22 protein-coding genes are annotated in these 22380 nt (G+C 65.7%); 9 read left to right on the forward strand and 13 right to left on the reverse strand.

Annotated elements, in window-relative coordinates; translation table 11 throughout:
- Window positions 1–196 precede the first annotated feature (196 nt).
- Window positions 197–1753, forward strand: coding sequence for a serine hydrolase (locus tag E5S69_RS22510; protein WP_171516819.1), 1557 nt, complete (start codon window positions 197–199; stop codon window positions 1751–1753).
- 147 nt (window positions 1754–1900) lie between these two features.
- Here E5S69_RS22510 and E5S69_RS32990 read toward each other — a convergent pair whose 3' ends face one another.
- Window positions 1901–2044 carry a hypothetical protein gene (locus tag E5S69_RS32990; protein ID WP_423766662.1) on the reverse strand — a complete coding sequence of 48 codons (144 nt, stop codon included), beginning with the start codon at window positions 2042–2044 and terminating at the stop codon, window positions 1901–1903.
- 149 nt (window positions 2045–2193) lie between these two features.
- Here E5S69_RS32990 and E5S69_RS22520 point away from each other — a divergent pair, with 149 nt between their 5' ends.
- Window positions 2194–2613 carry a DUF1801 domain-containing protein gene (locus E5S69_RS22520; protein WP_171516820.1) on the forward strand — a complete coding sequence of 140 codons (420 nt, stop codon included), beginning with the start codon at window positions 2194–2196 and terminating at the stop codon, window positions 2611–2613.
- An 11-nt stretch (window positions 2614–2624) separates the two neighbouring features.
- Here E5S69_RS22520 and E5S69_RS22525 read toward each other — a convergent pair whose 3' ends face one another.
- Window positions 2625–3608, reverse strand: coding sequence for a Bug family tripartite tricarboxylate transporter substrate binding protein (locus E5S69_RS22525; protein ID WP_171516821.1), 984 nt, complete (start codon window positions 3606–3608; stop codon window positions 2625–2627).
- Between the two features lie 126 nt (window positions 3609–3734).
- Window positions 3735–4652: a LysR family transcriptional regulator gene (locus tag E5S69_RS22530; RefSeq protein ID WP_171516822.1), complete on the reverse strand. Its 918-nt coding sequence runs from the start codon at window positions 4650–4652 to the stop codon at window positions 3735–3737.
- A gap of 218 nt (window positions 4653–4870) precedes the next feature.
- On the opposite strand from E5S69_RS22530, the gene E5S69_RS22535 reads away from it, so the two are divergent.
- Both E5S69_RS22535 and E5S69_RS22540 read left to right on the forward strand, forming a co-directional pair.
- Window positions 4871–6631, forward strand: a complete 1761-nt coding sequence (locus tag E5S69_RS22535; protein WP_171516823.1) for an ABC transporter ATP-binding protein/permease — start codon at window positions 4871–4873, stop codon at window positions 6629–6631.
- Between the two features lie 98 nt (window positions 6632–6729).
- Entirely contained in the window at window positions 6730–7248 is a 519-nt protein-coding gene (locus E5S69_RS22540) for a hypothetical protein (protein WP_171516824.1), read from the forward strand.
- Window positions 7249–7300: 52 nt separating this feature from the next.
- Here the strand turns inward: E5S69_RS22540 and E5S69_RS22545 are convergent, their stop codons facing one another.
- The 6 genes from E5S69_RS22545 to E5S69_RS22570 all read right to left on the reverse strand — a co-directional run bounded on the left by E5S69_RS22545 (window position 7301) and on the right by E5S69_RS22570 (window position 12703).
- On the reverse strand, window positions 7301–7765 hold the full coding sequence (locus E5S69_RS22545) for a ferritin-like domain-containing protein (protein ID WP_171516825.1): 465 nt from the start codon (window positions 7763–7765) through the stop codon (window positions 7301–7303).
- Between the two features lie 72 nt (window positions 7766–7837).
- The gene (locus E5S69_RS22550) at window positions 7838–8269 is read right to left on the reverse strand and encodes a universal stress protein (protein WP_171516826.1); all 432 of its coding nucleotides are present in this window, start codon (window positions 8267–8269) and stop codon (window positions 7838–7840) included.
- 178 nt (window positions 8270–8447) lie between these two features.
- A complete protein-coding gene (gene phbB / locus E5S69_RS22555) occupies window positions 8448–9191 on the reverse strand; it encodes an acetoacetyl-CoA reductase (RefSeq protein ID WP_171516827.1) in 744 nt (247 codons plus the stop codon).
- Window positions 9192–9454: 263 nt separating this feature from the next.
- The gene (gene phaP3, locus E5S69_RS22560; RefSeq protein WP_171516828.1) at window positions 9455–10012 is read right to left on the reverse strand and encodes a TIGR01841 family phasin PhaP3; all 558 of its coding nucleotides are present in this window, start codon (window positions 10010–10012) and stop codon (window positions 9455–9457) included.
- Between the two features lie 351 nt (window positions 10013–10363).
- Window positions 10364–11950, reverse strand: a complete 1587-nt coding sequence (aceB, locus tag E5S69_RS22565) for a malate synthase A (RefSeq protein WP_171516829.1) — start codon at window positions 11948–11950, stop codon at window positions 10364–10366.
- A gap of 51 nt (window positions 11951–12001) precedes the next feature.
- The gene (locus E5S69_RS22570) at window positions 12002–12703 is read right to left on the reverse strand and encodes a haloacid dehalogenase type II (protein ID WP_171516830.1); all 702 of its coding nucleotides are present in this window, start codon (window positions 12701–12703) and stop codon (window positions 12002–12004) included.
- A 289-nt stretch (window positions 12704–12992) separates the two neighbouring features.
- On the opposite strand from E5S69_RS22570, the gene E5S69_RS22575 reads away from it, so the two are divergent.
- Together E5S69_RS22575 and E5S69_RS22580 are read left to right on the forward strand one after the other, a co-directional pair.
- On the forward strand, window positions 12993–13943 hold the full coding sequence (locus E5S69_RS22575; RefSeq protein ID WP_171516831.1) for a LysR substrate-binding domain-containing protein: 951 nt from the start codon (window positions 12993–12995) through the stop codon (window positions 13941–13943).
- A gap of 176 nt (window positions 13944–14119) precedes the next feature.
- A complete protein-coding gene (locus E5S69_RS22580) occupies window positions 14120–14554 on the forward strand; it encodes a universal stress protein (protein ID WP_171516832.1) in 435 nt (144 codons plus the stop codon).
- 81 nt (window positions 14555–14635) lie between these two features.
- Here the strand turns inward: E5S69_RS22580 and E5S69_RS22585 are convergent, their stop codons facing one another.
- Window positions 14636–15397 carry a M48 family metalloprotease gene (locus E5S69_RS22585; protein WP_171516833.1) on the reverse strand — a complete coding sequence of 254 codons (762 nt, stop codon included), beginning with the start codon at window positions 15395–15397 and terminating at the stop codon, window positions 14636–14638.
- Between the two features lie 265 nt (window positions 15398–15662).
- On the reverse strand, window positions 15663–16958 hold the full coding sequence (gene aceA, locus E5S69_RS22590; RefSeq protein WP_171516834.1) for an isocitrate lyase: 1296 nt from the start codon (window positions 16956–16958) through the stop codon (window positions 15663–15665).
- Between the two features lie 502 nt (window positions 16959–17460).
- On the opposite strand from aceA, the gene E5S69_RS22595 reads away from it, so the two are divergent.
- From E5S69_RS22595 to E5S69_RS22605, 3 genes are all read left to right on the forward strand, one after another.
- Complete coding sequence (locus E5S69_RS22595; RefSeq protein ID WP_171516835.1) at window positions 17461–18720, forward strand: polysaccharide pyruvyl transferase family protein; 1260 nt, start codon at window positions 17461–17463, stop codon at window positions 18718–18720.
- Window positions 18721–18963: 243 nt separating this feature from the next.
- A complete protein-coding gene (locus E5S69_RS22600; RefSeq protein ID WP_171516836.1) occupies window positions 18964–20004 on the forward strand; it encodes an isocitrate/isopropylmalate dehydrogenase family protein in 1041 nt (346 codons plus the stop codon).
- Window positions 20005–20069: 65 nt separating this feature from the next.
- Entirely contained in the window at window positions 20070–21410 is a 1341-nt protein-coding gene (locus E5S69_RS22605; protein ID WP_171516837.1) for a CitMHS family transporter, read from the forward strand.
- 44 nt (window positions 21411–21454) lie between these two features.
- On the opposite strand, the gene E5S69_RS22610 is transcribed toward E5S69_RS22605, so the two are convergent.
- Together E5S69_RS22610 and rraA are read right to left on the reverse strand one after the other, a co-directional pair.
- Entirely contained in the window at window positions 21455–21871 is a 417-nt protein-coding gene (locus E5S69_RS22610; RefSeq protein ID WP_171516838.1) for a gamma-glutamylcyclotransferase family protein, read from the reverse strand.
- A gap of 2 nt (window positions 21872–21873) precedes the next feature.
- A complete protein-coding gene (rraA, locus tag E5S69_RS22615) occupies window positions 21874–22371 on the reverse strand; it encodes a ribonuclease E activity regulator RraA (RefSeq protein WP_171516839.1) in 498 nt (165 codons plus the stop codon).
- Window positions 22372–22380: the final 9 nt, after the last annotated feature.

Consider the following 22380-nt stretch of genomic DNA (forward strand, 5'->3'; position numbering starts at 1 on the left):
TGAGTCCCGTGCAATACAGGACTCAGCCCTTGCAAGCCTAGTCTTCTCGAACCGTCCAACTTCTGGGGTTCAGTTCAGCAAGCGCGGGCCTTTTGCTTTGCCGGACGACGTCTCCCTAGCGATCGCATACAGTACTCCTATCCCGGCCACGGCGTCGCCGTGCCACCATTTGCTCCCTTCATAACGGAGAACTACCGTGGGCAAACTGCAAGAGCGTCGCCGTTTTCTGGGAGCCGCGGTGGGCGGCCTGCTTGTCCCTGCGTTGCCGGCATGCGGCGGCGGCGACGACAAACCGCCCACGCCCACGCCGCCCGAGCCGGTTCCCCCGGCACAGATCACCCAGGCCATCGCCCAGCTCGACAAGCTGGCGGCGGACCTGATGGCAAGCTCCCGCGTGCCCGGCATGGCGGTCGCGGTGGTGCGCGGCAATCAGACGGTTTACGCCAAAGGCTTCGGGCGCCGGCTGGTGACCGACCCGGCGCCGGTCGATGCCGATACTGTGTTTCAACTGGCCTCGGTGTCGAAGTCCCTCGGCGCCACCGTGGTGGCCCGACAGGTCGGCCGCGGCGGCATCGGCTGGGATACGCCGGTGCGCACGCACCTGCCGTGGTTCGCTCTTGCCGATGCCGAGGCCTCAGCGGCGGTCACCATTGGCGATCTTTACTCCCACCGTTCCGGTCTGCCGGACCACGCCGGCGATCGCCTCGAGGACATGGGCTATGACCGCCAGCAAGTGCTGACGCGCTTGCGCTTTTTGCCGCTGCATCCGTTGCGTGCGGTTTACGCGTACACCAACTTCGGCATGACTGCCGCCGCCGAAGCCGTTGCCGCCGCGGCGGGCATCGACTGGGCCACGCTGTCGGAACAGGCGCTCTACCAGCCGCTGGGCATGACGCGCACCAGTTCGCGTTACGCCGACTTTGCCGCGCGCGACAACCGCGCGGTGGGCCATGTCCGGGTCAACGGCGACTGGGTGCAGGGAGCGAGCCGGATGCCGGATGCGCAATCGCCCGCGGGCGGCGTCAGTGCGTCGGTGAACGACATGGCGAAATGGCTGGCGATGGTGCTCGGCAAAGGCGAGTTCGCCGGACAAAGGGTGGTCGACGCCGCCGCGCTGGCGCCGGCGCTAAGCCCGCAGATGCAGAGCAATCCGCCCGCCGGGGGCCGCCCTGCCGGCTACTATGGCTATGGCTTCAACGTCGGCACGACCGAACTGGGCCTGACCTCGCTAAGCCACTCAGGCGCCTTCGCCGTGGGCACCGCCACCAGCTTCACGGCGGTGCCGGAAGTCAACCTGGCCATCGTGACGCTGACCAACGGCCAGCCGATCGGCGTGCCGGAAGCCCTGAACGCACAGTTCTTCGACCTGGTGCAGTACGGCGCCATCCGCCGCGACTGGGGCAAGCTTTACGGCGATGCGCTGGCGTCGCTGCTGGCGCCGGAAGGCCGGCTGGTGGGGCAACCGCGCCCGGCCAATCCCCTGCCGGCGCGCGCGCTGTCGGCCTACACCGGCATCTACCGCAACGATTACTACGGTCCGCTGCAGGTCGTCGACCAGGGCGGCACGCTGGTGATGACGCTGGGCGGCGCGCCGCTGGTGCTGCCGCTGAGCCACTGGGACGGCGATGTGTTCACCTTCACGCTCGACAATGAAAACGCCATGCCGGGCACGATCTCGCAGGCCGTGTTTGCCAGCGACCGCGTGTGGCTGGAGTTTTACGACCACGAAGGACTGGGCATCTTTGTCCGCTAGCGGTGCGGGCTGTGTTGCGTAGCGGGACACTCGCCGGAGCTGGCGCCGAAGAACCCGGCCACCGGAAGCTGGCGCGTGCATGCAAATTCCGCCGCCATAGAACGCCCCGTTCGGGGCAAAGTACACCGGGCCCCGCTGGCCGCGTGGCTAAGGCTTCCATCCCGGCAGCGCCGCGGCCTGCCTGATCCAGTGCGCCACCAGGGCCTCGTCGAAGGCCTCACCCTCGTGGATATGGGAATAGCGTGTGCCCTTGTCCCTGGACTCGACCGGCGGCACCGGGTCCAGCGACATGCCGCGGAAAAAACGCCACCTTGATGTTTCTTGTCATGCAATGGAAGCTGAGGAACCAGTCCTGCCCTGCCCGACCATAGAAGCGGCGGCGAGACCTCGCTCCGCGGCTATGCTAAGTTGGCCAGCCAGAACTTGAGGAACAAGCATCGATGAATCCGTCTGAACAGATCGACCAGCTGATCGCGGGATTGACCGACTGGCGCGGCCAGACCCTGGCCAGCGTGCGCAAGGCCATCCTCGCGGCCGACCGCGGCATCGTCGAGGAATGGAAATGGATGGGCAGCCCGGTATGGTCGCGCGATGGCATGATTGCCGTCGCCAACGCGCACAAGGCCAAGGTGAAGATCACCTTTACCAACGGGGCCAGCCTGCCCGATCCGGACCGCCTCTTCAACGCCGGCCTGGGCGGCAACAAATGGCGGGCGATCGACCTGGCCGAGGGCGACAAGATCGACGCAGGCGCGCTGAAGGCCCTGGTTCGCGCCGCCATCGCCTTCAACCAGGACAAGTCAAAGAAAAAAGCGCCGGCGCCGAAGCTGGCGAAAGCCGGCCAGCAAGACAACGCATGACGCGCAGGGGTTCACCCCTCGAGCTTGAACCCGATGTCCTTGATGAACTGCCCCCAGCGCGCGTGGTCGGCACGGATCTGCGTGGCGAACGCGTCGGGCGTGACCGCCTGCGGCGGCAGCACGCCCACGCTCGCCAGCCGCTTCTGGTAAGCAGGGTCGGCCAGCACCTTGCGCACCGCGGCGGAGACCGCCTCCACCGTCTCCCGGGGCATCGCCTTGGGACCAAACAGCGCGAAATAGCCGCTGAGCTGCTCCATCTCGGGGTAGCCCAGCTCGCGGAACGTGGGCGCACCGGGCGCGAGTTCGGAGCGCTCCGGAATGGTGGTGGCCAGCACCTTGGTCTTGCCGGCCTGGTATAGCGGCACGCCCGTGGTCAGGCCGTCGATCATCAGCGGCACCACGCCGCCCACCAGGTCCTGCGTGGCAGGTGCCGAACCCTTGTACAGGACCGGCTCCAGATGCGTGCCGGCGAGCCGGTTGAACAACAGCGGGCCGAAATGCGACGACGTGCCCGGACCATACGAGGCCGAGTGGATCGGCTTGCCCGGATTCGCCTTGGCGTAGGCGACCAGTTCCTTCAGCGAGTTGTACGGTGCGTCCTTGTTGGCCGCCAGCAGCACCGGCGCCCGGCCGAGTTCGGCCAGCGCGGTCAGGTCGGTCAACGGATCGTACGGCACGCGGTTGATATGCGCGCCCGAGGTGGCCGATGAGCCCAGCGTCACCAGCAGGGTCTGCCCGTCGTTCTTCGCGCGGATCACGTCCTGCGTGGCCGGAATGGTCGCGCCGCCGGGCTTGTTCTCCACCACCACGGGCTGCCCGGTCACGCGCGCGAGAGCGTCAGCGAACAGGCGCGCCACCACGTCGGTGCCGCCACCGGGCGGATAGGCCACCACCAGGCGGATGGCGCGTGCCGGCCACTGCTGCGCCATGGCCTGCGGCGTGACGCCGGCCGCCACCGCAAGTGCCGCGGTGCCCAGGAACTGTCGACGGTCCATAGATGAAGTCTCCGCGTTGTCGTTGTGCGCCGCACGGCGGCGGGTCTTTCATCTTAGTGAGTGTTCAGGCCGGGGACACGCCCGGGTTTCCACCATGCGCGGCACCGGGGCACACCCCCGGGGGGCTCAGGCGGCGGACCGCGGCGGCCCGAACCGTTCCGCATAGATCCCCGCCACCCAGTCGACAAACACCCGCACGCGCGGCGCCAGCTGCCGGTGGAACGGGTACAGCGCCGATACCGGCAGATCCGGGCAGGGCCAGGCATCCAGCACCGGCACCAGCCGCCCGGCGCGCAAATGGGCCTCGACGCGGAAGCGCGGCACCTGGATCAGGCCGCAGCCGGCCAGCGCCGCACTGGTATAGCACTCGGCATCGCTCACCGACATCCAGCCGCTGGCCTTGAACGCCCGCACCTCGCCATCGACGGTCAGCGTGAACGGATAGCGGTTGTCATGGTTGCGAGAAAAGAAGCCCACGCCGACATGATCGGCCAGCTCGGAGGGATGCCGCGGCGTGCCGTGCGCCGCCAGGTAGGCGGGGCTGGCGCACAGCACCTCAGGCATATCCGCCAGGCGCCTGGCCACCAGCGACGAATCGCGCGGCCGGCCGGCGCGCACCACGCAATCGATGCCCTCCCCGATCAGATCGACCAGGCGGTCGCCGCTGCTCACCACCAGGTCGATATGCGGGTAGCGCGCGCGGAACTCGCCGATGCGCGGCAGGATAATCAGTGTGGCATGCGTGCCGTGCAGGTCCAGCCGCAGCGTGCCGCGCGGGTCGGCCACCTGGGTGCTGAGCGAGGTTTCGGCGTCTTCCAGCGCTTGCAGCACGCGCTTGCCGCGCTCATAGAAGGCCTGCCCGTCCAGCGTCGGACGCACCTGCCGCGTGGTGCGCTCCAGCAGCCGGGCACCGACGCGCGCCTCGAGTTCCTTGATTGCATGGGTGGCCGTGGCGCGCGGCATATCCAGCGCGCTGGCGGCACGGGTGAAAGAGCCCAGTTCCACGATCCGGGTGAAGAGTTGCAGCGCGTCGAAGCGGTCCATGCGGGGGCGGCCTGTGATAGGAAAACGGTCACCCGGGATTGGAATCAGCTTCGTCCCCTGCGTCAAGCCACGGCGGCCTTGGGCGCGAGCAACATCGCCAGGCATTGATTTTGCTGGCCTATATTTCAATAGTCATTTTCCGCCGCGCCGTGTTCGCGATCGGGCCGGCGCGGCAATGTGACGATAATGAAATCTGCTCAGCACCCCGGAGGTGGATCATGAGCGCCGTGCCCGAGCAGGTGGCCGACAGCACTCCGCCCCCCGGCAAAGGGCCCGCCACGTCGACCCGGCACGTCTGGACCCGCTATTGGGTGATCGCCAAACCCTACTGGGTCTCGCAGGACCGGTGGAAGGCCGCCGGCCTGCTGCTGGTGCTGGTGCTGCTGCTGCTGGGCCAGACCCAGGCGGAGGTGCTGATCAACGAGCAGACCGGCGAATTCACCTCGGCGCTGGCGGCGCGCGACGCCGACCGTTTCTGGGCCTCGATCCGCAGTTGCCTGTATATCCTGATCGTCGCCATCCCCGTCTACGCGGTCTACTACTACATCCGCAACAAGCTGGGCCTGCTGTGGCGGCGCTGGATGACCCATCATTACCTGGATGGATATTTCAAGAACCGCATTTTCTACAAGCTCAATGCGGATCCTGCCATCGACAATCCGGACCAGCGCATCTCCGAGGATATCAACACGTTTACGCGGCAGTCGCTGTTCTTCCTGTCGATCGGCATCGGCGCGCTGCTGCAGCTGATTGCGTTCAGCGCGGTGCTGTGGCTGATCTCGAGGGAGCTGGTCTATTTCCTGGTGGTCTACGCCATCGCCGGCACCTTTGTCTCGATCGTGTTCTTCGGGCGCGTGCTGATCGGCCTGAACTTCTACCAGCTCAAGCGCGAGGCCGATTTCCGCTTCAGCCTGATCCGGGTGCGCGAGAACGCCGAATCGATTGCGTTCTATCGCGGCGAGCCGCAAGAGTCTTCCCATGTCCGTGGCCGCTTCAGCAAGGCATTCCAGAACTTCGACCGGCTCATCAAGTGGCAGCTGGGGCTGAACATGTTCCAGTATGGCTATGGCTTCCTGACCATCCTGCTGCCCAGCGCCATCGTGGCCGCGCGCGTGCTGGACGGCGAGCTCGAAGTCGGCAGCGCGATCCGCGCCGCGGGCGCCTTCGCCGCCGTGCTGAATGCGCTGACCGTGATCGTCGACAACTTTGAAGACCTGAGCCGGTTCGTGGCCGGGCTGGACCGGCTGGATACGTTCTCCAGCACGCTGACTGGAAAAAAGGCTGGCGCGCCGCGCGCGACAGACACCATAGAGTCCCGCCAGGAGGCGCGGCTAGCGCTGGAGCATGTCACGCTGCAGACCCCCAACCAGGAGCGCACGCTGGTCACGGACCTCAGCGTGTCGATCGACCCGGGCCAAGGCCTGCTGATCGTCGGCGCCAGCGGCGGCGGCAAGAGTTCGCTGATGCGCGCCATCGCGGGGCTATGGAACAGCGGCACGGGCCGCATCCTGCGGCCGGTTCCCCAGGACATGCTGTTTTTGCCGCAGCATCCGTACATGGTGGTCGGCAGCCTGCGCAGCCAGTTGCTCTACCCCAACCACATTGGCCGGCAGATCCCGGACGACGAGCTGCTGCGGTTGCTCGATACCGTCAACCTGCGCGACATCGCCGGCCGCTTCGGCGGGCTGGACACGGAAGTGGACTGGAGCAAGGTGCTGTCCCTGGGCGAGCAGCAGCGGCTGACCATCGCGCGCGTGCTGCTGGCCAGGCCGCGCTATGTGATGCTGGACGAGGCCACCAGCGCCCTCGACATCAGCAACGAAGAAGCTTTGTACCAGCTGCTGGCCGATTTGCAGGCCACGCTGGTCAGCGTCAGCCACCGGCCCACGCTGCTGAAGTATCACCACCAGGTGCTGGAACTGCCCGGCGACGGCACGTGGCGGCTGCATCCGGCAAGGGATTATCGGTTTGGCTGGTGATGGCCGGGATGCACGCGCCAGCACGCGCCAGCACGCGCCCGCAGGCGTTGCGCTATGCTGAACGGATTCCCATGCGACGCGCTTACCGGAGATCGACCATGCGCCATCACCTGTCCGTCTGGCTGGCCGCCACCGCGGCAGCCCTGCTGTGCGCCTGCGCCACGCTGCAGCCGGTGCAAACCGCGCAGAAGATGCTCGGCAGCCCGCAGAGCGCGGTGCGCGATACCTTCGGCGCGCCGTCCGAAACCTACCCGCTGGCAAATGGCGCCAGCCGCTGGATCTATTCCAAGCAGCCGCTGGGCTTCGAGGTCTACGCCGCGGACTTCGACGCCGGCGGCAAGCTGGCCAGCTTCCGCCAGATGCTCACCGAGAAGGAAATCTACGCCGCCCGTCCGGGCGTGTGGACCAAGCAGGACGTGGCCGAGCACTTCGGCAAGCCGCGCGAGCCGGTCGAGTACTACCCGTTGATGAAACGCGAGGCCTGGTCATACCGGCTCTACGCCGGCGCGTATCAGCCGGCGCACTTCAGCGCGTACTTTGACGAACGTGGCGTGCTCGACCGCACCATGATCATTGTCGATGCCATCGGCGGGGACGCGCGCGACGGCAGCAAATAGGCACTTGATGCCTGCCGTGGCGGGATAAAAGCCTTGCCTGCGCCGGCGCTGGTCAGCCCTTCCCTGCCTGCCCCGCTACCACCACACCGGGCTTGCGCAGCATTTTCTCGACCTCGCCCGCATGCAGCTCCTCCAGCTGGATACATTGCCGCGCATACTCTTCCAGCGCCACGGAGCGGCCCTCGACCAGGGTCAGCAGTTCGCGGTACAGCTCGAGCGCCTGCTGTTCCGTTGCCAGCGATTCACGCAGGATCGCGCCGATATCGGTGGTGTGGGCGTCCAGCAGTTCGCCGATGCCCAGCGAAGGATAGGCGCCGAGGGTGGTAATCCATTCCCCCGCCTGGTGCGCGTGCAGCAGCGACTCGCTGGCCTGCTCGCGCAGCCATGACACGATGGGAATGCGGCCGAAGCCGAAGATCAGGAACGAATAGTGCGTGTAGCGCACCACGCCGGCGAGCTCGGCCTCGAGTATCTGGTTGAGCACGCCGACGACCTTATCCTGTTCGATGTCCGTCATGGCAGTACCTCCGTGGGATGCAGTTCGACGCCGAGCCCGCACCGGGGCGGCAAGGGCTGCCCACCCGCGCCTTCAGCGGTAGACCAGTACGGGCACCCGGCAATGGGTGAGCACCTTCTGCGTTTCACTGCCGACCAGCAAGGCGTCCAGGCCCCTGCGGCCGTGCGATGCCATGAAGATCACATCACACCCGTGCCGCGCCGCGGCATCGATGATGCCCTTGTAGGGAACGGTTGCCGTCATGTCCGTGGCGCAGGACACGCCTGCTGCCTGGGCCGCGGCGACCACCTCCTCTAGCCGGGCCCTCGCCCGCTCGGCTTCTTGTTCCTCGAAAGCCTTGCGCCTGGGATGGCCGGCATCGCCCGACGCCACGTAGGGATACTCCTCCATGCACGTATAGGCGGTCAGCCTGGTGCCATCGGCTTTGACAAAGCCGATGGCCGCCTCCATCGCCATTCTTGAAAGTTCTGAGCCGTCGGTGGCCAGCAAGATGTGCTTGAACACGATTTCCCTCCGTCCGCGGTGGTCCTTGGCGGGGTAAGGCGGTCCGCCGGTCAAGCTTCAGTATGGACAAGAATCCGGCTTGCGGAAGCAACGCAACCATGAACAGCGGCTGGCACTTGCGCGGTACCGCCCCGGGAAACGGCTTTCCGGGAGCAGACAACCGCCGGTGCCGACCCGCTTACTGCATGTGCTGCCCGCCGTTGATGGCGATATTCGACCCGGTCACATAGGCAGCGTCCTCCGAGCACAGGTAGGCAATCAGCGCGGCCACCTCCTCCGGCTTGCCGACGCGGCCCACCGGGATCTGCGGCAGGATTTTGCTCTCCATGATGTCTTTGGGCACGGCATTGACCATCTTGGTAGCCAGGTAGCCAGGCGAAACCGTATTGACCGTCACGCCCTTGCGCGCCACTTCCAGCGCCAGCGATTTGGTGAAGCCGTGCATGCCGGCCTTGGCCGCGGCGTAGTTGGTCTGGCCGAACGCACCCTTGGAGCCGTTGACCGACGAAATATTGATGATGCGGCCCCAGCCGCGCTCGACCATGCCTTCGCAAAGCGGCTTGGTGAGGTTGAACACCGAATCGAGGTTGGTGCGCATCACTGCATCCCAGTTCGGCTTGTCCATCTTCTTGAAAGCCATGTCGCGCGTAATGCCGGCATTGTTCACCAGGATGTCGACGTGGCCGACGTCGGCCAGGATCTGCGCCGCGCAGGCCTGGCAGGCGTCATAGTCGGATACGTCGACCGCATAGGCGCGCATCTCGCGGCCGCCGGCGGCCATCGCGGCGAGCCAGGCTTGCGCGTTGGCATTGCCCGGCGTGTGGGTCACCACCACGGCATGGCCGGCGTCGTGCAGCCGGATGCTGATGGCTTCGCCCAGTCCACCCATGCCACCTGTTACCAGTGCGATTCTCTTTGTCATGCTGATTGCGTCGTTGTCGTAAGTTGAAAGACCCCTGCCATGCAGGAAAAAAGCATTCCCCCGGTAGTTCCGGGCAAGCTCCCGCCGCCGTGGCGCAGGCAAAGCGCGGCCATGCCGGGCCGGACCATGCCGGTCCCGGTGCGCAGTTTGGGCGGGAAGGTGGGTGTCGCGGTGCCGCAGGCCGGGAAACGCGGGGGTCCCGGCCTGCACGCCTGCGATCTGTGTTTAGCGCTGGCGGCGCTTGCGGAGCCAGCGTCGCGCCGTTACGCCTTGGCGGCGCGCGGCGAAGCGTTCGCAGCCGTGCCTGACGCGGCTGCGGCGCTCCTGGCAAAGTTGGCCTTGGCGACTTCAGCGGTCTGCTTGGCTGCGTCCTGGAGCGATTGATAGGTGGTGCTGGCCGCGGCGACGCCGGATTGCAGCAGCGCGGTCAGCGCTTCCGAACCGGCCGGCGCGTTCTGCACGAAGCTATCGACCAACACCTGCATATTGCGGTTGTGCTGTGCGTACTGGGCCTCGACGGCCTTGCTCAGCTCCGCCTGCGTATTCGAGGCGATTTCATAGACGTGGCGGGCATACGCTACCGCCTTCTCGGCGGCCGGCTGGGCCAGGGTGCCCTGGGCCGCGAACACTTCGCGCAAGTCCTTGCCGGCCAGCACTGCCTCGACGTTTTCCTGGCCTTCGGTCAGCGTGGTCCTGAAAGCCTGCAGGTTCAGCTCGGTCAGCTTCTGGAAACCTTCGAACGCGGTGTTCGTCAGCGCGAACAAATGGCTGAGGTTGGACTTCTGCGCCGCAGCAAACTGTTCAGGCGTAAAAGGTGACATGCAGATCTCCTGTGGATGGATCGGTCGGAATGGCGCGACACTGCTGGGAACGGACACCGAGCGAAGCAACTGGCCGGGCCGCGCGGGCCATCTTGCAGCGCACCATCGAGAGCGCATCCTAGAGGTTTTCTTCTAACCTGTGCGCTAGGGATAAACCCAAAAAGTATTAAAGAAAGGACAATGTAAGTGATTAAAACGGCTCAAAAGTTACAAGTACTTACCCTGTATTGCTGCACCGCATAACTGATGTAAGGCCGGCCTAACTTGGTCCTGTCGCCGCGAGAGCGAAAAAAAAAAACCGCAGCCGAAGCTGCGGTTTTTTTGCTCGCATCCGGCATGCCGGAGCCGCGATCAGACCTCTTCGTATAGCGGCAGCGTCAGGAATTCAGCAAAGTCCTCCGAGGTGGACATCTGCTCGAAAATCTCGGCGGCACGGTCATACGTGCTGGTATCGCCACCGACCAGTTGCTTGACCTTGGCAAGCTCTTCCGGAATCAGCTTGCGCACCAGTTCGGCGGTGACCTTGGTGCCGTCTTCCAGCTTGCCCTTGGGCGAGCGGATCCACTGCCACACCTGCGAGCGCGAGATCTCGGCGGTGGCGGCGTCTTCCATCAGGTTGTGGATCGGCACGCAGCCATTGCCGGCCAGCCAGGCGCCCAGGTAGTGGATGCCGACGTTGATGTTCATGCGCAGGCCGTGCTCGGTGATCGGCGTTTCCGGCTGGAAGTTCAGCAGGTCGGCGCCCTTCACTTGCACGTCCGGACGTTGCTTGCCGAACTGGTTCGGCTGGTCGCCCAGCACCGCCACAAATTCCTTCATGGCCGGCTCGACCAGGCCCGGGTGGGCCACCCAGCCGCCGTCATAGCCGTCGGTGGCGTCGCGGCGCTTGTCGCTGATGATGCCTTCCATGGCGATGGCGTTCTTCTCCGGATCGTTCTTGATCGGGATCAGTGCGCTCATGCCGCCGATGGCGGGCGCGCCGCGGTGGTGGCAGGTCTTGAGCAGCAGCAGCGCATACGAGCGCATGAACGGCGCGGTCATGGTGACCTTGGCGCGGTCGGCCAGGCAGAAGTCCTTGTCGTTCTTGAACTTCTTGATGCACGAGAAGATGTAGTCCCAGCGGCCGGCATTCAGGCCGGCGCTGTGCTCGCGCAGCTCATACAGGATTTCATCCATCTCGAACGCCGCCAGGATCGTTTCGATCAGCACGGTGGCCTTGATGGTGCCTTGCGGCAGGCCGATTTCGTTCTGCGCCATCACGAAGATGTCGTTCCACAGGCGCGCTTCCAGATGGCTTTCCATCTTCGGCAGGTAGAAGAACGGGCCGGCGCCGCGGGCGATCTGTTCCTTGGCGTTGTGGAACAGGAACAGCGCGAAATCAAAGATGCCGCCCGAGACGCGCTTGCCGTCGATGGTGACGTGCTTCTCGTCCAGGTGCCAGCCGCGCGGACGCACCTGCAGCGTGGCGATCTTGTCGTTCAGCTTGTATTGCTTGCCCTTGGATTCCAGGGTCAGCGTGCGGCGCACGGCGGCCTTCAGGTTGACCTGGCCCTGCAGCTGGTTGTGCCAGTTGGGGGTGTTGGAATCCTCGAAGTCGGTCATGTAGCTGTCAGCGCCCGAGTTGAAGGCGTTGATCACCATCTTGGCTTCGACCGGGCCGGTGATTTCCACGCGGCGGCATTCCAGGGCCTTGGGCACCGGGGCAACTTTCCAGTCGCCTTCGCGGATGCTCTTGGTTTCCGGCAGGAAGTCGGGCACCTCGCCGGCGTCCAGGCGCTTGGCGCGCTCGACGCGCGCGGCCAGCAGTTCCTGACGGCGCGGCTCGAAGGCGCGGTGCAGCTTGTCTACCAGGGCCAGGGCTTCCGGCGTGAGGATATCTTCGTAGGCCGGCAGGACTTCGCCGGTAATCTTCATGCCCGCGGGCAGCGTGATAGCCATCAGTGTTCTCCTGTTAAACGATAGCGATAGCGTTGGTTGTGGGGCGCCCTGCTATGCCGCCACGCCATGGGCGCGGACGAATTCGAGCAGGTCGTTCATGTCGTGCCCGGTGCCGGCGGGGGCGACATCGAGCCGCTCCGCCGGGTGGCCGGCACGGTTGATCCAGAAGGTGGTGTAGCCATACCAGGTGGCGCCGCAGGCGTCCCAGCCGTTGGATGAGACGAACAGCATTTCCTGCGCCTCCAGGCCAAAGGCCAGCGGCCCCAGCGCATAGGCGGCGGGCGCGGTCTTGTACTGGCGCACCGCGTCGACCGACAGCACGTGGTCGAACAGCCCCTGCATGCCGGCGCTCTTGACCGAGATGTCGAGCATCTCCGCGTTGCCGTTGGAGAGGATGCCAAGCGGCAACCCTGCCTTGCGCAAGCGCTTGAGCGCACCCAGGTTTTCCGGGAAGGCCGACAGGCAGGCGTATTCCTTCAGCAGCTGCGCTTCGCCGGACTCGTCCAGCGCTAGGCCAAGCCGCTCGGCGGCGTAGCGCAACGCGTCCACCGTAATGGCCCAGAACGGCTTATAGCGCGCGCCGTCGGGCGCGGCCATGGTGCGGATACGGGTGTAGTCGATCTGCCGGTCGCGCCACAGCAGCGCCAGCGCCTCGCCACGGCCCGGGAACAGCTGCTCCGCGCGCGCGGTCACGGAATACACGTCGAACAGCGTGCCATAGGCATCGAAGACGACGGCGCGGATCTTGTTCATAAGGGCCTGGGCAAGCTGCGACGGTACGGGCGACTGGATGGACAAGGGCCAGACCACAGCTGCGTGGCTCTGTACACCATTGAATGCATCAAATTGTAGGGAGACGCTGCAATGCGGCAAAGTGGCCGTCGGTCACTTGATCTTTTACTTTTACACAACTAATCTTGGCTCACTAAAACGAAACTCCGCACCAAATCCTCTTCTTTGGCGCGCGAAGGCCCGCCACGGCACCCGTTGCATGGCCGACGCGGCACATCGCGCCCTCCCGCGCATATCAGGCGAAACCTTTGTGGACCATTTCAAACAACTGGAGACCTTTGTATCCGTCGCCTCGCGTGGCAGCCTGTCCGCCGCCGCCGCGGCAGAGGGCGTGGCGCCCGCGATCATCGGCCGGCGCATCGATGCGCTCGAAGAGCGCCTGGGCGTCAAGCTGCTGGTACGGACCACGCGCAAGATCAGCCTGACTTTCGAAGGCTCGGCGTTCCTGGAAGATTGCCAGCGCATCCTCAACGACCTGCACAACGCCGAGGCCAGCGTCTCCGCCGGCGGCGTCAAGGCCAGCGGCCACCTGCGCGTGACCGCCCCAGCAGGCTATGGCCGCAAGCACGTGGCGCCGCTGGTGCCGCTGTTCATCGAGTCGCACCCTGACGTGTCGATCACGCTCGACCTGTCCGACCGCGTGGTCGACCTCGTCAACGAAGGCTTCGACTGCGCCATCCGTCTGGGCGACCTGCCCGATTCCAGCCTGGTGTCGATCCGGCTGGCCGAAACCCGCCGCGTGGTGGTGGCCGCGCCGGAATACCTGGCGCGCGCCGGGCGCCCGAAGACGCCGGAGGACCTGCAGCGCCATAACTGCCTCGCCTTCGGCGCCAGCGCCAATATGCAGCGCGGCTGGGTGTTCCAGGAAGAAGGCCGGGCCGTGACCGTGAAGGTGGGCGGCACCATGGAATGCAGCGACGGCGCGGTGCTGCACGAGTGGTGCCTGCAAGGTAACGGGCTGGCCTGGCGCTCCTGGTGGGAAGTCGGCAGCGAAATCGCCAGCGGACGGCTGGTCACTGTGCTGGACGAGTTCCAGGCGCCGCCGATCGGCATCCATGCGGTGTTTCCGCAGCGCAAGCACCTGCCGCTGCGGGTGCGGCTCTTTATCGACCACCTGAAGAACACGTACGGCAACCCGTCCTACTGGCGGCGCGCCGAGCAGGCCGCTGCGCTGCCCGTGGCCGAGGTGCTGGCGGACTGAACCGCGGGGCGCACACGGTGTCCGGGACACCTTGATCGCCATTGACATTACGCAATGACCTTCTCGGCACACTGACTACAATGGATTCGAGACAGGCGTTTCCCGGCGCCCCGGCGCTGCCGCCGATCAACGGGTCGCCGCCCTGCCCCCATCCCTAGTCAGCAAAGGAGCCCCGCATGTTCCAACATATCCTGCTTCCCACCGACGGCTCGGAACTCTCCAAGAAAGCCATCAACGGCGGACTGGAGCTGGCCAAGGCCATCGGCGCGCGCGTCACGGCCTATGTCTGCCTGGAGGAATACCCGTACACGCCGTTCAGCGAGATCGTGGTCGAGGCCCCGCAGGCGTTCAAGGACCGCATCGAGAACCAGGCCAAGCTGTATCTGAAGGAAGTCGAGAACCTCGCCATGGCGGCCGGCGTGACCTTCGACACCGACATGTCGACCTTTGCCGTTCCTTACCTGGGCATCATCGATGCCGCCGAGCGCCATGGCTGCGACGTGATCTTCATGGCCTCGCACGGCCGGCGCGGGCTGTCCGGCCTGCTGCTCGGCAGCGAGACGCAGAAGGTGCTCACGCATACCGACATTCCGGTGATCGTCTATCGCTGAACGCCGGCGCGCCGCGCGCCAAAAGCAAAACCGCCCGCACCGGCATGGCCGTGCGGGCGGTTTTTTTCTTGCGCAGGCCGCTTATGAAGCCTTGCTGATGCGCTGCTCGATATGCTTGGCGCGATCTTCCGAGCCCGGGTGCGACGAGAACATGCTGGACTTGCCGCCGTCGAGCTTGGCCAGCTTCTGGAAGGCCGTGACCAGGCCCTTGGTGTTGGCCTTGTTCTTGGTCAGCAGGTCGAACGAATAGTCATCGGCCGCGCTTTCCTGCGACTGCGAGAATTGCGCATTGATCAGCTTCTCGCCGAGCTCGCCCAGTTGCGACTGCGACAACGCCGCCACCGCGCCATTGCCGGCCGCCGCCGCCGCGCCGCGTGCCGCGGTGGCGGTGTAGGCCACCTGCATGGCCTTCTTGGTATGGCCCAGCGCCACGTGGCCCAGCTCGTGGCCCAGCACGCCGCGCACTTCGTCGTCGGTCATCATGTCCATCAGGCCGCTGTAGACGCGCACGCAGCCGTTGGCCATGGCCCAGGCGTTGACGTCCTTGGTCATGTAGACCTTGGCATTGACATTGGGCACATCGCTGTTCTTCAGCCCGCTCATGATCTTGACCAGGCGCTTGCTGTAGGTGGTATTGGTAGCGGCGATCTTGTTGGTCTTGTCCGATTCCGCGCAAGCCTGGTCCGACAGGCTCTTGACGTCGGCGTCAGACAACGTGGCAGCCTTGGCCAGCGAGGTGCCGGCACTGAGCATGCCGTCGACGTTGGTGGGCATGCCGCCGGAACAGCCGGCCAGCAGTGCCGCAGCGACGGCGCAGGAAGCGAGCGAGAGAGTTGCTTTCATGATGTTGTTCTGGGTGAAGTGGCTCGGAGTGCCGATAAAGGCCCCGGCACTTTAAGCCATCTCTCCGCGCGAGGGAATCACCCAAACGCCGCAAGCCGCCAAAAATGACAATTTGTTGCATTTGGACAATCTTCCAGATCTCAGCGCAAAAAAAATCGCGCCGTCCCTGAGAGAGAACGGCGCGTCGCCTAAAAGAGAGAGCGTGATGGTCACACGCACTCCCGATCCCGCCGGACCCACGAGCCGGCGGGAGTGACCAGGAGAGTCAGGCCACTTTCTTGTTTTCGAAGAACTGTTCGTCTTCGGTCGAACCCTTCAGCGCGGTCGTCGACGACTGGCCGCCTTCGATGGCCTGGGTCACGGCGTCGAAGTAGCCGGTGCCGACCTCGCGCTGGTGCTTGACCGCGGTGAAGCCCTTCTCGGCCGCCTTGAACTCGGCTTCCTGCAGTTCTACGAATGCGCTCATCTGATTACGGGCGTAGCCGTAGGCCAGGTTGAACATCGAGTAGTTCAGCGAGTGGAAGCCGGCCAGCGTGATGAACTGGAACTTGTAGCCCATCGCGCCCAGTTCCCGCTGGAACCGGGCGATGGTGGCGTCGTCCAGGTTCTTCTTCCAGTTGAACGACGGCGAGCAGTTGTAGGCCAGCATCTTGCCCGGGAACCTGGCGTGAACGGCTTCGGCAAACCGCTTGGCGAACTCCAGGTCCGGCTTGCCGGTTTCGCACCACACCAGGTCAGCCACTTCAGCGTAGGCCAGCGCGCGCGAGATCGACTGCTCCAGGCCGTTGCGGACGCGGTAGAAGCCTTCCACGGTGCGCTCGCCGGTGCAGAACGGCTTGTCGTTGTCGTCGATGTCCGAGGTCAGCAGGTCGGCGGCCTCGGCGTCGGTACGGGCAATCACCAGTGTCGGCACGCCCGACACGTCGGCGGCCAGGCGCGCCGCGGTCAGCTTGGCGACGGCTTCGCGGGTCGGCACCAGCACCTTGCCGCCCATGTGGCCGCACTTCTTGACTGAAGCGAGCTGGTCTTCGAAGTGAACGCCGGCGGCGCCTGCTTCGATCATGGACTTCATCAGTTCGAAGGCGTTCAGCACGCCGCCGAAGCCGGCTTCCGCGTCCGCTACGATCGGGGCGAAGAAGTCGGTGTCACCCGTGCCTTCGCTCCACTGGATCTGGTCCGCGCGCTGGAAGGTGTTGTTGATGCGCTTGACCACCTGCGGCACCGAGTTGGCCGGGTACAGCGACTGGTCCGGGTACATTTCGCCGGCCAGGTTGGCGTCGCCGGCGACTTGCCAGCCCGACAGGTAGATCGCCTTCAGGCCGGCTTTCACTTGCTGCAGGGCCTGGTTGCCGGTCAGCGCACCGAGCGAATTGACGAACGGCTCGGTATGCAGCAGCTTCCACAGCTTTTCTGCACCTCGGCGTGCCAGGGTGTGCTCGACCTGAACCGAACCACGCAGGCGCACCACGTCTTCGGCGGTGAAATTGCGCGTGATCCCCTTCCAGCGGGGATTGGTATCCCAGTCTTTTTGCAGCGCCTGGATTTGTTCTTGGCGGTTCATGGTCATGCTCCTGAAAGTGATTGGGATGGCTGAACAGTTTCCTCATCACTTGCTCCTGAACAGCGCTGCGGTGCCGTGGGGCCCAGTTTTGCGCGCTCAGGTCACGTGTCTTATATAAGAGTTTAGAGAGCCATACCGCGTTGCAACAACCCAGTTGGTGGCCTGGCGCATAGAATTTTTAATCTTGAAATTCAATAGGTTATGGATGCAATTTCACGATGCGGGACATAATATTCCATCATGAGAAATTGCGTTGTGCTCCGCAAAGCATGGATTTTTGGGGGCCAGAATGTCTTTCCACATCGTGAAAGAGCAAGGACGCGGCGAAGCTCCGGCATGCGGGCCAACATCGACGACATCCGGCGCCCGCCTCTCGGCCTATTTCCGCTGAAGCGACCGCGCCCGCGGCGGGCGCCGCATGGGCGGCTTGAACGCGCCCTGGTTTGGCATTAAGTTGGACGCACGTGTGCGGCACATCCGCGCGTCCGACCTGGGAGCTGACATGGCAAGTTCACTTGCCGTCGACAAGGCCGGGGTGTCCGGATCGTCTTCGCGAACCGCCGACTGCCCTGCCGTCCTGTTTGGCGCCTTTGACCGCCACAACTTCGGCGATCTGCTGCTTCCCCATGTCATCGCGCGCCTGCTCGCCGCGCCCGGCCTACCGGACCTCTATTACGGCGGCCTGGCCGAACGCAATCTGGTCCCGCTGGGCGGCCACCGTGTGCACGCGATGGCGCGGCTGGCTGCCAGCGTGGGCAACACCGCCGTCGACATCATCCATGTCGGCGGCGAGATCCTGGCCTGCACTGCCTGGGAAGCGGCCGTGATGCTGCAACCCGCCGAGCGCGCCCCCGCCATTGTGGCAAAACTCGATGCCCTGCCGCGGGAGCGGACCGCGTGGGCGCGCGAAGTGCTGGGGCTGCGGGACAACGCGCCGTATCTGCTGCCTGCCGGCCTGTTTGCCAACGTCAGGCGGGTGATTTACCACGGCGTCGGCGGCATCACGCTGGGACAGATCGCCCCGGACACGCGCCACGAAGTGATGACCAAGCTCGCAGCGGCCACCTGCGTGGGGGTCAGGGACCGGCAGACCCTGGCGATGCTGGACACCCACGGCATAGGCTGCCACCTGGAGCCCGACCCCGCCGTGATGGTGGCCGCATTGTTCAGCGATCGCATCCGGCACCGCGCCGGTCACGCCGAGCTTGCCAGGCTGGTCTCCCGCTTTGCGCGCGGGTACCTCGCGGTGCAGTGCAGCGCCGACTTCGGCGACGACGACACCCTGTCGCAGCTTGCCACGCAGCTTGAACAGGTGGCCCGGCCCCGAAAGCTCGGCCTGGCACTGTTCCGCGCCGGCGCGGCGCCGTGGCACGACGACCTGGCCTGCTACCGGCGCCTCGCGGCACGACTCGTGGGCACACCCGCGGTGCTGTTTGGCTCGCTGAACCTGTGGGATATCTGCGCCCTGATCGCACACAGCCGCGGCTTCGTCGGCAGCAGCCTGCATGGCAGCATTGTCGCGGGCGCCTTCGCACTGCCCCGCCTGGGCGTGCTACGGCCCGGGCAGGCGCTTGCGGCAAGCAAGCAGGCTGCCTTCGCCGCGACCTGGGGCGCGGCCGACGTGCCCGCGGTGGTGGCGGTGGACGAGCTGGCCGCCGGCATGGACCAGGCCATGGCAACCGCGTCAGCGCGGCGCGAAGACCTGGCTCGAGCCCTGGTGAACGCCTTCCGGGCCAGCTTCAAGGCGGTCCACCACGCATAGAGGGCACCCCGGTGAAGTGTCCTGGTGACAGCGCGGCAGCTGTCCTCAGCGTAAACCCCGAGGCGATATCCGTCACATTGACAGTCTGCTGACAGCCTTGCCTCCTAGAATCGGCCCCCCGGCTGGCTGTAACAGCCTCGCATGCCGGAACTCGGCGTCGGCCCTGCGCCAACGTGAGCAAACAGGGGCCCGCCGGCCCGTAACCGTGGTCGGATCGAAGCCCGCCACATGACAGGAAAGCAAATGGAAAACGGTGCACGCGAACAGATCCCGGCCACGCTGATTCCCGGCGATGGCATCGGCCCCGAAGTGGTGGACGCCACCGTCAGGGTGCTCGACGCGCTGGGCGCCCCGTTTGCCTGGGAGATCCGGCATGCGGGCATGGCCGGCGTCGACTACAGCGGCGACCCCATGCCAGAGGAGACGCTGGACAGCATCCGCCGCACCGGGCTGGCGCTGAAGGGCCCGCTCACCACGCCGGTCGGCGGCGGCTTCCGCTCGGTCAATGTGCGCCTGCGCGAGACCTTCAACCTTTACGCCAATGTGCGCCCGGTCCGCACGCTGGTGCCGGGCCGCTTCGACAACATCGACCTCGTGCTGGTGCGCGAGAACGTGGGCGGCTTCTACGTGGCGCACGACTATTACATCCCGGTCGGGGACGACCCGCACGCGGTGGCGGTGTCCACCGGCACCAACACGCGCGAGGCGTGCCGGCGCATTGCCCGTTTCGCGTTCGAGTACGCGCTCCGGAACGGCCGCAAGAAAATCACCGTGGTGCACAAGGCCAACATCCTGAAAGCGCTCACCGGCATCTTTCTTGACGCCGCGCGGGAAGTGGCCGGGGACTACGCCGGGCGCGTCGAGATGGACGACATCATTGTCGATGCCTGCGCCATGCAGCTGGTGCTCAATCCATGGCGCTTCGACATGCTGCTCTGTACCAACCTGTTCGGCGACATCCTGTCGGACCAGATCGCGGGCCTGGTGGGCGGGCTCGGCATGGCCCCGGGCGCCAACATCGGCGACCAGGCCGCCATCTTCGAGGCGGTGCACGGCTCGGCGCCCGATATCGCCGGCAAGGGCATTGCCAACCCGATCTCGCTGATGCTGGCCGCGGGCCTGATGCTGGACCACGTCGGCCGCCAGGACCTCGCCACGCGGCTGCGCGCCGCGATCGCGCTGACGCTCAACCAGGACCAGGTGAAGACCGGCGACCTCCACGGCACCGCCTCCACGCTGCAATTCGCCGACGCGGTAACGAAACGCATCGTTTCGGCCGCCTGATCCCCTCTGCAACCGCCGGTCATCGCCCTCGCGCGGCCTGGGCGGCAATCGTGATTTTAAAGAAGATGTTGACTTTGCTTGCTTACGCCATGGTGGTCGTGTTCATGGCACTGATCATGACCAAGCGGCTCTCCGCCATGGTGGCGCTGATCCTGGTTCCGATTGCCTTCGGCCTGATCGGCGGCTTTGGCCCGGAACTCGGGCCGATGATGCTGGACGGCGTCAAGAAGCTGGCGCCGACCGGCGTGATGCTGATGTTCGCGATCCTGTATTTCGGCCTGATGATCGATGCCGGCCTGTTCGACCCGGTGGTACGCGTCATCCTGAAGCTGGTCGGCGGCGATCCGGTCAAGATCATCGTCGGCACCTTCGTGCTGGCCGCGCTGGTGTCGCTCGACGGCGACGGCTCGACCACCTATATGATCACCTGCGCCGCCATGCTGCCGCTGTACAAGCGGCTGGGCCTCAGCCGGCTGGTGCTCGCCTGCGTGATCATGATGGCGGGCGGGCTGATGAACATCCTGCCATGGGGCGGCCCGACCGCGCGTGCCGCCAGCGCCCTCGGCGTCGAGGCGGGCTCGCTGTTCGTGCCGATGATCCTGCCGATGCTCGTCACCGGCATGTGGGGCATGTTCGTGGCCTTCCTGCTCGGCCGGCGCGAACGCAAGCGGCTGGGCCATCTCGCGCTGATGACTGCCGGGGCTGGAGCAACCGGTGCGGCCGCAACCTCCGGCCATGGCGCGGCGGCACTGGCCACGGGCGATGCGCAGATCGCCCGGCCCCGGCTGCTGTGGTTCAACCTGCTGCTGACCCTCGGGCTGATGGCCATGCTGATCCTCGGCATATTCCCGCTGCCCGCGCTGTTCATCGTGGCGAGCGCGATCGCGCTGATGGTCAACTACCCGAGCCTGGGCGAGCAGAAGGAACGGATCGGCGCCCATGCGGCCAACGTCGTGCCGGTGGTATCGCTGATCTTCGCGGCGGGCATCTTCGTCGGCATCCTGTCGGGCACCAGGATGGTCGACGCCATCGCCAACAGCGTCATCAGCGCCGTGCCGGCCTGGATGGGCCCCTACCTGGCACTTGTCACCGGTGTGCTGAGCGTCCCGTTCACATTCTTCATCTCGAATGACGCGTTCTACTTCGGCGTCCTGCCGATCCTGGCCAAGGCCGCAGCGATGTATGGGATCAGCGCCGCCGAGATCGGGCGCGCCTCGCTGATCGGCCAGCAGGTACATCTGCTGAGCCCGCTGGTGGCGTCGACATACCTGCTGGTCGGACTGGCCGAAGTGGAATTCGGCGATCACCAGCGCTATACGATGCTGTGGGCGCTGTCGGCAGCGCTGGTCATGATGCTGGCCACGGTGTGCTTCGGCGTGATTCCCATCGTTGGCCGGATCGCGTGACCGCAACCGCGCCCGCCCCTGCGCGGATGCAGGGGCAGGCGTAGTCAGGCGGCGGCGCGGTCGCGCGCGCGGCGATAGGTGACCCAGTCGCCGCTGTCGATGCGCGGCAGCGTTGCTACCGCGGCTTCGGCCACCGGGTACAGCAGGCAGGCGAGGGGCTGGCCGTGGTGCAGCACATCCCGCTGCTCGCGCACGAACAGCGTGGCCTGGCCCGGATAGACCTCCTCGATTTCGTCCAGCACCGGCAACAGCGCATCGGCAATCTCGTAGATATCGCCAAGCACCGGTCCGCCGCCGGCGTCCAGAACCAGGCCGGGATAGGTGCCGAAGTCATACAGCCTGCCGCTCACCGTACCCGTGCCCAGCAGCGTCGGCGCGGCAATGCCGTGGCGCCGGGCCGCGGCATTCAGGTCGTTGACCTCGCCGGCGCGCAGCGTGCCGTAGACAAAGACGTGCGGCATGCTCAGCGCTCCAGCGGTTCGTCCGAGACCAGGATCCCGTCGACATCGACATAGATCCAGTTGCCCGGCCGCACCACGGCGCCCGGCATCTGCACCGTGACCTCGCTCTCGCCCACGTTGCGCTTCTGGCTCTTCTGCGGATGCGCGGCCAGCGCGCGGATGCCGATGTCGCACACGTCCAGCTCAGCGGTATCGCGGATGCAGCCGTTGACGACGATGCCGACCCAGCCGTTCTTCTCGGCCAGCAGGCCCAGGTTGCCGCCCACCAGCGCGCAGCGCAGCGAGCCGCCGCCGTCGACCACCAGCACGCGCCCCCGCCCCGGCGATTCCAGCGTGCTGCGTACCAGCGAGTTGTCTTCAAACACCTTGAGTGTCGCAGCAGGACCGGCAAACGCCGGCTGCCTGCCGAAGGCGCGGAACACCGGCGCCATCACGCGCAAGGTCCCTTCGGCAAGCCGGTCTTCATGCGCGTCGCACAGGTCGGTGGTGACGGGCTTCATCTATGGTCT

It is taken from the genome of Cupriavidus necator, from assembly GCF_013141915.1.
Lineage (GTDB): Bacteria > Pseudomonadota > Gammaproteobacteria > Burkholderiales > Burkholderiaceae > Cupriavidus > Cupriavidus necator_B.

Bases quoted from the DNA above. Each gene is read 5' to 3' on its own strand.
- E5S69_RS32990 (WP_423766662.1), bottom strand. From the start codon at position 2,044: ATGTCGCTGGACCCGGTGCCGCCGGTCGAGTCCAGGGACAAGGGCACA.
- E5S69_RS22520 (WP_171516820.1), top strand. From the start codon at position 2,194: ATGAATCCGTCTGAACAGATCGACCAGCTGATCGCGGGATTGACCGAC.
- E5S69_RS22525 (WP_171516821.1), bottom strand. From the start codon at position 3,608: ATGGACCGTCGACAGTTCCTGGGCACCGCGGCACTTGCGGTGGCGGCC.
- E5S69_RS22530 (WP_171516822.1), bottom strand. From the start codon at position 4,652: ATGGACCGCTTCGACGCGCTGCAACTCTTCACCCGGATCGTGGAACTG.
- E5S69_RS22535 (WP_171516823.1), top strand. From the start codon at position 4,871: ATGAGCGCCGTGCCCGAGCAGGTGGCCGACAGCACTCCGCCCCCCGGC.
- E5S69_RS22540 (WP_171516824.1), top strand. From the start codon at position 6,730: ATGCGCCATCACCTGTCCGTCTGGCTGGCCGCCACCGCGGCAGCCCTG.
- E5S69_RS22545 (WP_171516825.1), bottom strand. From the start codon at position 7,765: ATGACGGACATCGAACAGGATAAGGTCGTCGGCGTGCTCAACCAGATA.
- phbB (WP_171516827.1), bottom strand. From the start codon at position 9,191: ATGACAAAGAGAATCGCACTGGTAACAGGTGGCATGGGTGGACTGGGC.
- phaP3 (WP_171516828.1), bottom strand. From the start codon at position 10,012: ATGTCACCTTTTACGCCTGAACAGTTTGCTGCGGCGCAGAAGTCCAAC.
- aceB (WP_171516829.1), bottom strand. From the start codon at position 11,950: ATGGCTATCACGCTGCCCGCGGGCATGAAGATTACCGGCGAAGTCCTG.
- E5S69_RS22570 (WP_171516830.1), bottom strand. From the start codon at position 12,703: ATGAACAAGATCCGCGCCGTCGTCTTCGATGCCTATGGCACGCTGTTC.
- E5S69_RS22580 (WP_171516832.1), top strand. From the start codon at position 14,120: ATGTTCCAACATATCCTGCTTCCCACCGACGGCTCGGAACTCTCCAAG.
- E5S69_RS22585 (WP_171516833.1), bottom strand. From the start codon at position 15,397: ATGAAAGCAACTCTCTCGCTCGCTTCCTGCGCCGTCGCTGCGGCACTG.
- aceA (WP_171516834.1), bottom strand. From the start codon at position 16,958: ATGAACCGCCAAGAACAAATCCAGGCGCTGCAAAAAGACTGGGATACC.
- E5S69_RS22595 (WP_171516835.1), top strand. From the start codon at position 17,461: ATGGCAAGTTCACTTGCCGTCGACAAGGCCGGGGTGTCCGGATCGTCT.
- E5S69_RS22600 (WP_171516836.1), top strand. From the start codon at position 18,964: ATGGAAAACGGTGCACGCGAACAGATCCCGGCCACGCTGATTCCCGGC.
- E5S69_RS22605 (WP_171516837.1), top strand. From the start codon at position 20,070: ATGTTGACTTTGCTTGCTTACGCCATGGTGGTCGTGTTCATGGCACTG.
- E5S69_RS22610 (WP_171516838.1), bottom strand. From the start codon at position 21,871: ATGCCGCACGTCTTTGTCTACGGCACGCTGCGCGCCGGCGAGGTCAAC.
- rraA (WP_171516839.1), bottom strand. From the start codon at position 22,371: ATGAAGCCCGTCACCACCGACCTGTGCGACGCGCATGAAGACCGGCTT.